Origin of the sequence: Psychrobacter pocilloporae, assembly GCF_029872915.1 — a bacterium.
Taxonomy (GTDB): domain Bacteria; phylum Pseudomonadota; class Gammaproteobacteria; order Pseudomonadales; family Moraxellaceae; genus Psychrobacter; species Psychrobacter pacificensis.
The window spans coordinates 2820293-2834159 of the sequence record NZ_PGFT01000001.1 but is presented as its reverse complement, the minus strand read 5'-3'; the positions used below and the strand labels follow the sequence as shown (position 1 = coordinate 2834159).

12 protein-coding genes are annotated in these 13867 nt (G+C 44.1%); 10 read left to right on the top strand and 2 right to left on the bottom strand.

All coding sequences use genetic code 11. The features are described 5' to 3' along the window. Positions 1–53 precede the first annotated feature (53 nt). The 7 genes from CUR83_RS12095 to hisC all read left to right on the top strand — a co-directional run bounded on the left by CUR83_RS12095 (position 54) and on the right by hisC (position 7506). Positions 54–854, top strand: coding sequence for a BON domain-containing protein (locus tag CUR83_RS12095; RefSeq protein ID WP_223333335.1), 801 nt, complete (start codon positions 54–56; stop codon positions 852–854). Positions 855–1174: 320 nt separating this feature from the next. Further along, complete coding sequence (locus CUR83_RS12090; protein ID WP_284719734.1) at positions 1175–2164, top strand: alpha/beta hydrolase; 990 nt, start codon at positions 1175–1177, stop codon at positions 2162–2164. A 164-nt stretch (positions 2165–2328) separates the two neighbouring features. Further along, complete coding sequence (locus CUR83_RS12085; protein ID WP_058025509.1) at positions 2329–2580, top strand: BolA family protein; 252 nt, start codon at positions 2329–2331, stop codon at positions 2578–2580. A 111-nt stretch (positions 2581–2691) separates the two neighbouring features. Beyond that, positions 2692–3960: a UDP-N-acetylglucosamine 1-carboxyvinyltransferase gene (gene murA / locus CUR83_RS12080; RefSeq protein ID WP_058025508.1), complete on the top strand. Its 1269-nt coding sequence runs from the start codon at positions 2692–2694 to the stop codon at positions 3958–3960. Between the two features lie 96 nt (positions 3961–4056). Continuing rightward, on the top strand, positions 4057–4749 hold the full coding sequence (gene hisG, locus CUR83_RS12075) for an ATP phosphoribosyltransferase (protein ID WP_071002912.1): 693 nt from the start codon (positions 4057–4059) through the stop codon (positions 4747–4749). A 251-nt stretch (positions 4750–5000) separates the two neighbouring features. After that, a complete protein-coding gene (gene hisD, locus CUR83_RS12070; protein ID WP_284719733.1) occupies positions 5001–6296 on the top strand; it encodes a histidinol dehydrogenase in 1296 nt (431 codons plus the stop codon). 76 nt (positions 6297–6372) lie between these two features. Next, the gene (gene hisC / locus CUR83_RS12065; protein WP_071002914.1) at positions 6373–7506 is read left to right on the top strand and encodes a histidinol-phosphate transaminase; all 1134 of its coding nucleotides are present in this window, start codon (positions 6373–6375) and stop codon (positions 7504–7506) included. Between the two features lie 114 nt (positions 7507–7620). Here the strand turns inward: hisC and CUR83_RS12060 are convergent, their stop codons facing one another. Together CUR83_RS12060 and CUR83_RS12055 are read right to left on the bottom strand one after the other, a co-directional pair. Continuing rightward, positions 7621–9324, bottom strand: a complete 1704-nt coding sequence (locus CUR83_RS12060) for an anthranilate synthase component I family protein (RefSeq protein ID WP_284719732.1) — start codon at positions 9322–9324, stop codon at positions 7621–7623. A 3-nt stretch (positions 9325–9327) separates the two neighbouring features. After that, positions 9328–10563, bottom strand: coding sequence for a beta-ketoacyl-ACP synthase II (locus tag CUR83_RS12055; RefSeq protein WP_284719731.1), 1236 nt, complete (start codon positions 10561–10563; stop codon positions 9328–9330). A 555-nt stretch (positions 10564–11118) separates the two neighbouring features. On the opposite strand from CUR83_RS12055, the gene CUR83_RS12050 reads away from it, so the two are divergent. The 3 genes from CUR83_RS12050 to rpsG all read left to right on the top strand — a co-directional run bounded on the left by CUR83_RS12050 (position 11119) and on the right by rpsG (position 13672). Beyond that, positions 11119–12207, top strand: a complete 1089-nt coding sequence (locus CUR83_RS12050) for an EcsC family protein (RefSeq protein ID WP_284719730.1) — start codon at positions 11119–11121, stop codon at positions 12205–12207. 408 nt (positions 12208–12615) lie between these two features. Then, positions 12616–12990, top strand: a complete 375-nt coding sequence (rpsL, locus tag CUR83_RS12045) for a 30S ribosomal protein S12 (RefSeq protein ID WP_011281154.1) — start codon at positions 12616–12618, stop codon at positions 12988–12990. A 208-nt stretch (positions 12991–13198) separates the two neighbouring features. Continuing rightward, positions 13199–13672, top strand: a complete 474-nt coding sequence (rpsG, locus tag CUR83_RS12040) for a 30S ribosomal protein S7 (RefSeq protein WP_057761735.1) — start codon at positions 13199–13201, stop codon at positions 13670–13672. Positions 13673–13867: the final 195 nt, after the last annotated feature.

Sequence of the window (13867 nt, the reverse complement as noted above, 5' to 3'; positions counted from 1 at the left end):
CTCAACTCATTGAATTTATAACACCGTCACCACCATGCTCTAAGAGGTAAACAATGACACGGATGCATTTGCGCACTGCTATTTTTGGTTCATCACGCTGTATTACGACGGGCATTATGCTTGCTGCTTGTGTGGTCAGTACAGGCTGTGCCACCAACTATCTGACCAACAGTACAGAAGGAACTTACGGTGTGCCAATGACTGAGCGCACCATTCCACAGCGTCTACTAGATCGTAGTATCGAGCATACTGCCAAAATCAACGTGTATGGGTTAAAAGAAGACTTGCAGCAGACCAGCCGTATGGGTATCGATAGCTTCAATAGCGAAGTGCTGCTCACAGGGGAAGTACCGTCTGAAGCGCTCAAAGCAGAAGTAGAAAAGGTCGTCAGCTCCATGCCAGATGTACGCCGTGTCTACAACGAGATGGAAGTAAGTGCTTCAAAAGGCTATAGCTCAACGGTTCATGATGGTTATATCACCTCAAAACTACTGGCAAAAATAGCCGCCAGCGATGGCGTCAAAACCTCACAGATCAAAGCAGTCACCAACAATGGCGTGGTCTATATTATGGGCCGCATGACACCCACCCAACAAAGTAACTTAATTGATATTGCGAACAGCACTGTTGGGGTGACCGAGCTGGTACTGCTGACGACAGTTGTCGATGATAGAGGTGTAAAGATAAACGATGATGATATTATGTACGAGAATAACCTAGCCAATCCGGCAGTCGCACCAGCTGTCCAAGATACTGCTGTCAGTACCGCAACGCCGATAGTAATAACGGAAGAAGAGGCGACTACGGCGCAACCATCATCAAGCCCATATATCGATCTTTATCAAAATCAGTAAAACTACTGAGTTTGCCAAGCTGAGTCTACCAAGCAATGATTGACGATAAATAAGAGCTTGTATAATAGCTACTTCGCTATATGTGATACCCGTCACATCATAGGATGCTAGTAGCTTTTTTTTGATATTAATCACAATAAGCCTAAATAGATATAACAGTAAAAGCACGAGAAATCCTCAGCCAGTGAGTACTATATCAATAGTGAAACGTCACAGAATCAGAGGTTCTAATGAGACCATAGAGCGCTCACGATGTTAGGCATGATTCATAACTATAAGATGCATATCTTAAGATCCATAACTGTAACAAGGTATTGGCAATGCAGGATTCGGTAAATCACATAAAACAAAAGACAGGTGCGAACAACTGCAAGAACTTTGATCATAATTCTTTTGGTAAACACCCGCGCAGACTAAGGGTTGTAGGAGCGGCAGCATTGGCGCTAGGCAGCATCGCGCTTGCCACCCAAAGTGCACAGGCATTATCACCGCTAGGCTTTGTCAATGGCATTACTTCTAGTGGCGGTGTAGGGGTAAGTAAAGATATCTTATACGGTGATGAGCCTTTGCAAGATTTAGATATTTACTATCCAAAGCCCTTGGCACAGGCAATGAAAGCCCAAAGCGCTATCAATAATGACTACCCTATGGTGTTATTCGTGCATGGCGGTTCTTGGGAGAGTGGTAATAAAGATCAATATGCCTTTGTCGGTCAAAGCTTAGCGCAGGCAGGCTATGTCACCGCAGTGATTAATTATCGCAAAGCACCTGAGCGCGTCTATCCTGATTATGTCAATGATACGGCCCAAGCGATTGCTTGGAGTATCGAGAATGCGACCAGTTTGCATGCTGATCCGTCACGTGTTGCTGTCATGGGCCACTCTGCTGGCGCGTTTAATGCAGTCGCAGCCGTCGCCAACGAAGACTTTTTAGCGCCCTATGGTATTAAGCCAACAGACATTGCGACGGTTATCGGTATTGCAGGGCCTTACAGTTATGACTTCCGTAAGTTTAGTAGTGCGTCAGCTTTTCCCTCGGATGCCACACCTGATCAAGTCATGCCTGACCGTCAGATCAAAGGGGCACAGCCACCATATTTGTTATTAACCGCAGAAAAAGATAAAGTGGTGCATCCAACCAATGCACTCAAAATGACGCAAGCATTGAAAGAGGCAGGGGTAACGGTGCAGACTGGTGAGATCGAAGGCGCGAGTCACGCAACTATCATTGGAGCAATGGCACCGCCGTTACGCTGGGTCAATGATGTACGCGCGCAAGTAGTGACGTATCTAGACACAATGCTCAAATAGCTTGTTGTTATTCATATCATGGGCTTTTGACTGCTTATTTTTCGATACGGTTTCAGTCCTCAAATATACTTGAGCAAGACAGTACTGTAAGATAGGCAAACTCTTGTTATAATGTCATCACTTTAAATCTATACCCTATTCTAAACGTTAAGGCAGACTATTTTATGAGCATGAACGCTGACGATTTGATCGCATTTTTACAGACTCACTTCCCAGACGCTTTTATCCAAGCTGCCAATCAAGGCAATAAATTTGACGTGCGCGTGGTTGATGCAAGCTTTGAAGGCAAACGCGCCGTTCAACGTCAGCAAGCCATTTATGCGCTGGTTAATGATAAGATTGCGAGTGGCGATATTCACGCCCTCAATATTCAAGCGCTAACGCCTGCTGAGTGGGACGCTCAATCAAAAGGCTAATTATATAGCTATCTATCTAACTGGCAATCGAAGAGTTCGTTTAACAGACATAAGGATTCTTTACTGCTCGTTTTCACCATTTTCTATACTCATCGCTAGGTTGTCACCTTTATGGATCAATTTTTAATCACTGGTAGTAGTCGTATCGCAGGGGAAGTTACTATTTCAGGCGCCAAAAATGCCGCCTTGCCATTGCTTGCTGCGATGATATTGGCTGAGACGCCAACGACATTGCATAATGTGCCGTCATTAAAAGACGTACGAACATTGATTGAATTGATCAGTGGCATGGGGATTGATATCCAAAAGCAGGGCGATACGGTCACTTGTGATACCAAAACTATTGATAACTTTTATGCGCCGTATGATTTGGTAAAAACCATGCGCGCGTCAATTTTGGTATTAGGTCCATTACTGGCGCGTTTTGGCGAAGCTGAAGTGTCGTTACCAGGTGGCTGTGCGATTGGTTCACGTCCTGTTGATCAGCATCTAAAAGCGTTTGAAGCGATGGGTGCGGTAATCAGCGTAGAGAACGGTTACGTGAAAGCGCAAGCGCCTAAAGGTGGTAAGCTGATTGGTTGCCACTTCTCATTTGATATGGTGACAGTTGGCGGTACGGAAAACGTCATCATGGCAGCGGCATTAGCTAAAGGCACGACCGTTTTGGCTAACTGTGCATTAGAGCCAGAAGTAGTCGATTTAGCCAATATGCTGGTTGCGATGGGCGCCAAAATCAGCGGCATCGGTACTTCGACGATGACCATTGAAGGGGTCGAACGTCTACACGGTTGTGAGTATTCAGTGGTACCGGATCGTATTGAGACAGGCTCATATCTTGCTGGTGCCTTGATGACTCAAGGGGATGTGTTGACCAAAAAAACTACAGCCTCTTTATTGTACCCAGTGCTTGAGAAGTTTGAAGCGATGGGTGCAGTGATCACCACAGGTGATGACTGGATTCGCGCGCAGATGAAAGGTCGTCCAAAGCCAGTGGATATTCGGACTCAGCCACATCCAGGTTTTCCAACAGACATGCAAGCTCAGTTGATGGCGATTTGCTGTCTGGCTGATGGGACCAGTACCATTATCGAAAACATCTTTGAAAACCGCTATATGCACGTACCTGAACTAAACCGCTTGGGTGCATCTATCCAAGTGGATGGACATACTGCGGTGATCAGAGGTGTCGAGAACTTTACGGCGGCACCAGTTATGGCAACAGATTTACGCGCTTCTATGTCACTGGTGATGGCGGCTGCAACGGCAGAAGGCGAGAGCTTGATTGACCGCATTTATCATATTGACCGTGGTTATGAGCATGTCGAAGACAAGCTGCGTAGCCTTGGTGTGAATATCCAGCGTGTCAATACCAACGGCTAATACTGATAGGTCAACCGTAGTTTATACATGAATTACGTTATACATTAAAACTTCCCTTGAATGGGGAAACTAACTGCATATGGACACGATGTCATTATGACTGAGACAAGCAAACCTGCACCAGCCGATGGTCTACTAAACGAAGTAAACGATGCGTTTTCAGGTCTAACGTTGGCGTTATCAAAAGGCCGTATTTTAGAAGAGACGATGCCACTGCTACGTGCAGCGGGTGTTGATCTTTTAGAAGACCCTGAAGCCTCGCGCAAACTTATTTTTCCAACCTCAAACCCAAATGTACGTGTATTAATTTTGCGTGCAAGCGACGTACCAACCTATGTCGAGCACGGTGCGGCTGATTTTGGTGTAGCAGGTAAAGATGTGCTGCTTGAGCATGGCGCGAACCACGTGTATGAACTGCTTGATTTAAAAATCGCTCAGTGCAAATTGATGACCGCTGGCGTAAAAGACGCACCACTGCCCAATCGTCGTCTGCGTATCGCGACCAAATATGTCAATGTAGCGCGCGCTTATTTTGCGAGCCAAGGTCAGCAAGTTGATGTTATCAAGCTTTACGGTTCAATGGAGCTGGCACCATTGGTGGGCTTGGGCGATTTGATTGTCGATGTGGTTGATACGGGTAATACCCTACGCGCGAATGGACTTGAAGCGCGCGATCATATTTGTGATGTGTCATCACGTCTTATCGTCAATCAAGTCAGCTATAAGCGCAAATTTGCGTTACTAGAACCCATTTTAGATAGCTTTAAAAACAGTATTGCCAATGCCTAGTAAACCGGTGTCAATCATTGGTAATATAAAGCATGGTGATACGAATTTTTAAACCAGTTTAGCGCTCTATGTCTGTCATAGCGTGCTACACTGGTTTTGTTGTATTAGCTTGCGAAAAAATAAAATCACCGTAAAATTTAGACAAGAAGACAGCCAGTAAGTCGCCATATTTGTGAATAATAAGCATACTTTAGTTATATTCACGCCGTTTATTTTCAGCAGTATTTTATGCTCAGATATAGGATTAGGTCATGCGCCAGTTAAGTACCCAAGATGCCGATTTTGACAATCAATTGACACAACTGCTTGCCTTTGAAACCGTCAGTGATGCTGAATTATTGCATACCGTTGACGATATCATCGCACAAGTACGTGCGGATGGTGATAGCGTCGTATTGGCATTAACTCAGCAATTCGATCAGCATCCAGCGACAACGATGCAAGAGCTAGAGCTGTCTAAAGAAGCACTTGCCGATGCATTTGCCAATCTGGATGAGAATGTAAAAACGGCATTGACCACAGCAGCTACTCGGGTACAGACCTTTCATGAGCGCCAAGTGCAAGAAACGTGGCAATATGAAGATGAGCTAGGCAATCGCTTAGGTCAAAAAGTTACGCCACTTGATCGCGTTGGTATTTATGTGCCGGGTGGCTTGGCATCTTATCCATCATCAGTATTGATGAATGCTATCCCTGCCAAAGTGGCTGGCGTCGCTGAAGTCATCATGGTCGTACCAGCGCCAAAAGGGATGCTCAATCCTTTGGTATTAGCAGCCGCTCATTTGGCTCAAGTTGACCGTGTCTTTACCATTGGCGGCGCACAGGCGGTAGCAGCTTTAGCCTACGGCACTGAGACCATTCCAGCGGTGGATAAAATCACAGGGCCGGGTAATAAGTATGTCGCGGCAGCCAAACGCGCAGTATTTGGACAAGTCGGCATTGATATGATTGCAGGCCCCTCAGAAGTGTTGGTATATGCAGAGGGTGAAGCACAAGATCGAGCTGATTGGCTCGCGATGGATTTGTTGTCGCAAGCAGAGCATGACCGTATCGCTCAAGCTATCTTTGTGACGACCAGTGAAGAGCAGTTAAAAGAAGTCGAGTTAGAGATAGAAAGAGCACTCGCTGAGCTGCCAAAAGCAGATATCGCGCGTGACTCGCTGCAAAATCGTGGTGCACTTATCTTAGTGAAAGATCGTAGCGAGGGGATGGCACTGATTAATCGTATTGCCCCTGAGCATTTGGAGTTATCCGTTGATAACCCTGATGCATTGCTAGAGGATATTCGTCATGCGGGTGCTATCTTTATGGGTCGCCACACGCCTGAAGCGATTGGCGATTACTGTGCAGGACCGAACCATGTGCTACCAACATCTGGTACTGCGCGCTTTTCTTCACCTTTAGGTGTCTATGACTTTCAGAAGAAATCATCAATTATTTATTGCAGTGAATCCGGCAGCAAGCCATTGGCCAAGACGGCTGATATTCTAGCGCAGCGAGAGGACTTAGAAGCCCATGCGCGCTCAGCCCGTTATCGTTATCAGTAAGATATTTTGAGCGTCTTCATTTTTACTTTTGATAGATATTTTTAATAGTCTGTATGGCTAATTAGTAGGATAATTTATGAGTGAGTCAAAGATAGATAATAGGCTGTGGTCGTCTAAAGCACGCAACTTATCACCCTATGTACCGGGTGAGCAGCCACAGCACGACAATTTATGCAAACTGAACACCAATGAAAACCCATTTCCGCCCTCACCAAAAGTAGGGGAGGCAATCGCTAAAGTACTCACCCAGCAAGCGCAAGAGCTGCGTTTATATCCGGCACCTGAGTCCAATGACCTGCGTGCTGCATTGGCACAAGCATATGACCTTGATGTCAATCAGGTATTTGTCGGTAATGGCTCAGATGAAGTATTGGCGCTTATATTTGCCAGTTTCTTCCTAAAAGAGCGTCCGCTTTTATCACCTGATATTGGCTACAGCTTTTATCCTGTCTACGCGCAGACTTTTGGCGTGCATCTCGTCAAAATCCCATTAGAAGACGATTTTAGTATTGATCCTGATGCTTATCGCCAGCCTTGTAGCGGTATCATCATTGCCAACCCAAATGCGCCGACTGGTTTACTCCTATCGCTTGCTGATATCCGTAAGCTAGCCAGCGAGCATTCCAATGCGGTGATTGTAATTGACGAGGCATACATTGATTTTGCGCAGGCTGATGCAGACAGTACAGGCTCGCAAGTCTCAGCGGTCAGTTTAATCAATGAGTGTGACAACGTTATCGTGACGCAGACCTTTTCAAAATCACGGTCACTTGCTGGTTTACGTGTTGGGATGGCCTTTGGTAGTGCTTCGTTGATTGAAGCATTGACGCGTATGAAAAATAGCTTTAATAGCTATCCACTGGATAAGCTAGCGCAAGCTGGTGCGACGGCAAGTGTGCTAGATGTGGATTATTTTGATCAAACGCGCCAACAGGTTATCGATTTGCGTACGTCATTGACCGAAGAGTTGACGGCGCTAGGCTATAAAGTATTGCCCTCGCATGCCAACTTTATCTTTGCCCGTCCAAAAGATGGTAATGCAAGTGCTGTGGCGAGTGCATTGCGTGATCAAGGGATTATCGTTCGCCATTTTGATAAGCCGCGCATTAGTGAGTATTTGCGTATTACTGTTGGTACCGCCGAGCAGCATGAGCGCTTGATTGATACGCTAAAAGAGCTGCATACAGAGACTAGCATGACGGCTGATTAATGGTTTACCTGCTTGTGTAGTAAATGCTATCGATAAGTACCAAAAAAGCCTGCTAGCGCAATGTTAAGCAGGCTTTTTTCTTTAGAGGCCAGCGCAAAATAGTATTTCAGTCGTTTATACTTTTTTCGCCAACACCGCCAGTAGATTGCCTACCTTATCTAAGCACTCTTGATATTCAGCATGACAATCAGACGCGACCGTAATACCGCCACCCGCCCACAGATTTATGTGTTTTTCTTTATTAAATTCATCAGTTAATGAAGCACCAGCTTGCAATGTACGAATGAGTACATTCCATTGACCACTGCCATCAAAATTCATATAACCCATGGTGCCGCAATAAGCACCGCGTGGTGTAGACTCTAGCTCAGAGATAATTTCGACGGCTCGTTTTTTGGGCGTGCCAGTGATAGAGCCAGCAGGCAGACTGCCAAATAATACAGCTAATGGATGCGTATCCGCTTTTAGCTCAGCAGTAATAGTGCTGACCATATGATGCACGTTACTAAAACTCTCAATCGCAAACAGTTGCGGCACTTTTACGCTACCGATTTTGGCATATTTACCCAAATCATTGCGTAGTAAATCCACAATCATGACATTTTCGGCACGGTCTTTTTCGCTATCGACCAGTTGTTGCTTATACGATTCATCTTGCTTGTCAGTGGAGCCACGAGGCATAGTGCCTTTGATTGGCTTGGTCAGAATATGGTGCTTATCAGTCACTTTGTTTTTGATAAAAGTAAAGAACAGCTCAGGCGAGCAGCTTAATAACTCAAAATTGTGGTTAAAGATATCAAAGTGCTCAACACTTGTACCATCAACGCTCGTACCATCAACGCTCAAATAGCCTGCAAAAGGTGCTTTGGTATTATGATGTAGCGCAGGCAGATAATCGATAAGCGCTGAAGTTGGTTGAGTCGCATCGTTTTTATATGGCAAGTAGCCCGACCACGTTTGCGTCAGGTTGATTTGATAGCAATCACCTTGCTCTAGACAGTCTTGAGTACGATCAAATGCTTGCTGATAATCACGCTTACTCCATCGTGCCGTTAGGACGACAGGTATAGTATGTGATGTGTACTTAGATTGTGCTTGATTAAGATGTTTGTCGGACAGCTTTTTATCCAGTTCATCTAGGTAGGATGTCAGAGCAACTATGAACTCATCTTTTGACTTGTTGCCGACAGCTTCATTAGGGCTACTATTGGTTTGAATACTTTTTAGCTCCCAACCAGTATCAGTATCGGCTGCGGGTGTTAGATAAATATCGTAATGCCCTAATGAGGCACAAGGCTGATTTGCCAATTCGATTCTGTCTGCAGGACTTAACTCATAAGCAGCGATATCGTAACCGATAAAACCAATCAGACCATGATGATAACAGGGTTTTGTGCTTTTCGGGTTTACGTTATTTGAGCTATTATTATCGGTATCATAAGCTTTGCTATAAGCAATAAGCTCATTTTGCCATTCTAGATAACTCATATAGGCTGTCATGGTATTTTCGCTATGAGTAGAGCAGTTATCACGGCAGTTTTTAACCACTCTATAAGTATTGACTGAATCTTTAGCAGGTTTTTGATCAGTTGGATAAACCGACCAGCTGACTTTAGGCAGTAAGCCAATTACTGGTCGTCCATCATTATTTAACCAAGCCAATTGCCAATTTGCTGCATCATCTTGGTTAAGTAAATGGCGTCTTAGCTGTGGCATTAATTCAGCCGCTGACAAATCACCAAAACGCCAGCTAGATTTACTAGCTGGCGATGGCGTAGAATCTGTCTGCTTAGTTATCGTTTGATTTGGTGCGAGCATGGTTTAAGCGTCGAATTTTTTGATGATGAGCGTGGCGTTAGTACCACCAAAGCCGAAGCTATTGCTCATCAAGGTTTCAAGGTTTGATTCACGCATCTGGGTAACAATATCGAAACCTTCAGCTGCAGGATCTAAGTTGTCAACGTTGATGCTCGGTGCGATAAAGCCGTCTTGTAGCATAAGTAGGCAGTAAATCAGCTCTTGCGCACCAACAGCGCCTAAGCTATGACCTGTCATCGATTTGGTTGAGCTGATCGCAGGTACTTTACTGACATCATTATCAAAAACTTTAGCAATCGCTTTGAGTTCTGTGATATCGCCCAGCGGTGTGCTGGTACCATGGCTATTGATATAATCAACGCTTTCTAGGCCAGCTTCAGCTAAGGCTTGTTGCATACAACGTACAGCGCCTTCGCCACTTGGGGCAACCATTTCTGCACCATCAGAGGTAGCACCGTAGCCGACGATTTCAGCTAAGATGTTGGCGCCACGTGCTTGTGCGTGCTCTAAACTTTCTACCACAACCATCGCGCCACCAGCAGCAATCACAAACCCGTCGCGATCTTTGTCATAAGCTCTTGAGGCGAGTGTTGGTGTGTCGTTATATTGAGTACTCACTGCACCCATCGCATCAAACATACAAGACTGTGTCCAATGCTCAGCTTCACTACCACCAGCCAATATTACATCAGCTTTACCCAGTTGGATAAGCTCAGCGGCATGACCGATACAATGAGTCGAGGTTGCGCAAGCAGAGGAAAGCGAGTAGGAGACACCTTGGATTTTTAGACCAGTGGCTAGGGCTGCTGATACTGAGCTGCCCATGGTTTTAGGTACAGCCATCGCACCGACACCGCGTAGACCTTTTTCACGCATGGCATCCACAGCGTTCACGATGTTTTCTGTTGACGCACCGCCTGAGCTTGCGACCACACCCACACGTGGATTGTTATTAATGGTGTCAAGTGACAGTCCTGAATGTTCAATGGCGTTTAGTGCACTGACATAAGCGTACAGACTGGCATCACTAAAAAAGCGTTTGAGTTTACGATCGATACCACTAGTATCCAGTTCTGATTGATTGATACTACCGCTCACGTGTGATTTAAACTCGTGCTCAGCGTAAGAATCATTATATGTGATACCAGATTCCCCTTCTTTAAGAGCGGTAGTGACAGTGTCTAGATCATGTCCGATACAAGAGACAATCCCTGCTCCAGTGATGACGACGCGGCGCATATGCTATTCCTTATGAGTAACGACTTGCTAGCAATTGGTTGCAATAATCGTTGTAAATCTATATGTAATGTTTAACGATGAATGAATTTGAGCATTATAATGAAAAAACAGCCTATGTAGATAACGATAGCATGAATTTAGCTAACGCCAGACTATTAAAGACAATGTCATTTCAGTGTACAATTATGCTCTCACTTACGGCACATGATAACGTATCAAGCAGTGAAAATCTTTGGACAAGTGTAAAATAATGGCGAAATAGCCTCTATCGCTACAAGGTAATGAGAAATTGAGTGGCTATGAAACCTTGTTGTTTGAGCAATCGCTTTATTGTTTATGAAAAACAATGTGGGCAAGCTAAAGGCTATGGTTAAGTCGGACAAAAATTAAGTTGTACTTTTAGATACAAAATTTGTGATTGCGATAACATTGTTCGCACTGACAGGAACGGCCTTGACTTATTACACTGACAGCTTGAAGATTAAATACATTCATATCACTATTACTAAAAAAATTATTCATCACATTATTATTCATCATATTAAGGACATCACAATGGCAAAGCCTAGCACTCTTTCAAAAAGTATCAATACTATTGGCTCTTTCACACGCAACAACCTAGAGCGCGTGGGCTCCATGATTGATAGCATGAATGCCAAAACAGGCAAACCGCGCCAATACAAAGCGGTAGATTTAGGCGATGAGGATTATCAACAAGACTTATTTCGTGAGCAAACCTTAAAGGCTACGCAGCAATTATTAGGTCCACGTTTTGCTACTTATGGCAAATATGCCAAAAAAGTCGTACCAAACAGCTTTTTTCAATCGACAGTAGATAGCGCGTTTGCTCAAGTTGCGAAACTTGCATCAAACTGGAGTCAATTAGACTTACCGAACGAGCATCGCTTTGCCAATATTGCTAGTTTAGATGATGAAGAGCGTTATGCACTTGCAACTGACATCGCTAACCAAAACCGTGCACTTGCAGCAATGGGCGGCCTTACGGGTTTAGCAGGACTGCCAGGTCTACTTGCTGATACCTTATGGCTATTATTGGTATCTCTACGCACTGTCTACCAAATTGCAGCTATATACAATAAGCCGCTCACAGGTAAACAAGGTGTGAAAATGGCATACGAATTGCTCTCAAGTGCCGATCTAAGCAAAATGCAAGAAAAACAAGCATTGCTAGCAGGTATGGGTATCGGTAAAGGTTTGCTGGATAATGCTCAGAGCCACGGGTTGCATAGCGAGCTGAAGAACTTGGGTCTAAAAAATCAAAACGTAAACTACTATGCTGAGCAAATAGACAGTATTGCTAGACAAGTAGGAATTGATTTGGACAAAATAAACCTATTATGGGTTCGCCGTTTTATTCCCGTTACAGCAGTAGCCATCGGCGTACATTATAACAGTCAGTTGATTGATGAAGTGATTGGCGTTGCTAAAGCGACTTTTGCGCCAGAGGCAAAACTTGCCAATCGTGCCATTACTGATGATAGTAATAGCGAGGCTGAAGTAAAAAAAGCCAGTAATAACGATGCGCAGAAAGACACAGAAAAGACAGAAGAAAATAGCGATACAGAAGAAACCATTAGCAAAAAAGACTCAGAAAAGCAAACGTCTGATAAAAAAGCCAAGTAATAGACATATTATTTGCTAGTTAGGTTGTATATTAATAAGCACAATGGTATTTATCTTGGTTGGGTTGAGTAGAGTGACTTGAAATCAGGATAAATACCACCACTTAGTTACTATCAAGTAGCATTTATATTCGAATATCTTTTCTTAATGATGCTTGAGCTTGCCTTGTTTACTTTATTTATGACGCTGTTTTTCGGCAAAAAAACGATAAAGTGATATAATGCGAGGATGAATGCATATCTATCAAATGTTGTAAAGCGAAACCATTCATAAGTGGTTGAAATAGCAGCAACAACTCTTTATAATACACTGTCCTAAAAATGGGTGCCCAGAAATCTGCAATTATTGTCAGATAGATGGTGCATTGGCCCATTTTTTGTTTTATACCAAACGGGAGAAGGATGCCTTATGGCAACAACTAACCAATTGATTCGTAAAGGTCGCAAAACCATCAAGGAAAAGTCAAAAGTTCCTGCGTTGGAAGCGTGCCCACAGCGTCGCGGTGTATGTACTCGTGTATATACTACCACGCCAAAAAAACCTAACTCTGCCATGCGTAAAGTATGTCGTGTACGTTTGACTTCAGGCTATGAAGTATCAAGCTACATCGGCGGCGAAGGTCATAACCTACAAGAGCACAGTGTAGTTCTAATCCGTGGTGGTCGTGTAAAAGATCTACCAGGTGTACGTTATCACACTGTTCGCGGTGCATTAGATTGTGCAGGCGTTAAAGACCGTAAGCAAGGTCGCTCTAAGTACGGTGCTAAGAAGCCTAAAGTTTAATAACTAAACGTTATTAACAAAGCTTTTTGTACTACCCAATAACTGTGCATGGGTTTGGTGTCAGTAGTCATATTACTTTTATATCAGTGATTTGCTCTTAAAACATACCACCATGCAGTAAGGCTAACTGATAACTCACTGCTATACCCTAATGATGAGTAGTCGATGTTGTGAATGTTAGACACTCCTGAAGATAAGGAAATTTATTATGCCAAGACGTCGCGTCGTTGCTGCCCGTGAGATCCTACCGGATCCTAAGTTTGGTAGCCAAACTGTTGCAAAATTCATCAACCATGTAATGAGTGATGGTAAAAAATCTACTGCTGAGCGTATCGTTTACGGTGCACTTGAGACAGTAAGTGAGAAGCGTAAAGTTGAAGATCCAGTATCTTTCTTCGAAGAAGTGCTTGAAAATGTACGCCCAATGGTAGAAGTAAAAGCTCGCCGCGTTGGCGGTGCAACCTATCAAGTACCAATGGAAGTACGCCCCTCCCGTCGTACTGCCTTGGCTATGCGTTGGTTAGCTGAAGCTGCTGCTAAGCGTTCTGAAAAATCAATGGCTTTGCGTTTAGCTGGCGAATTGAATGATGCTGCTGATGGCAAAGGCGCTGCTATGAAAAAGCGTGACGAAGTTCACCGCATGGCAGATGCTAACAAAGCATTCTCTCATTACCGTTTCTAAGCTACTTTTTAACAGTAGCTTGAGATTAATAGCTCATACTCATTAATCTTACATTGTTGTTTATTCTATTGATTGCCGCCATCATCATTCGGTCATATATAAATGTTATTTATTAATGACTGGGGTGGCGGACATCTATCAAGATGTCTCTCTTAACAAGTATGACTTTCATCCTTTCATTAGAGAACATCCCAA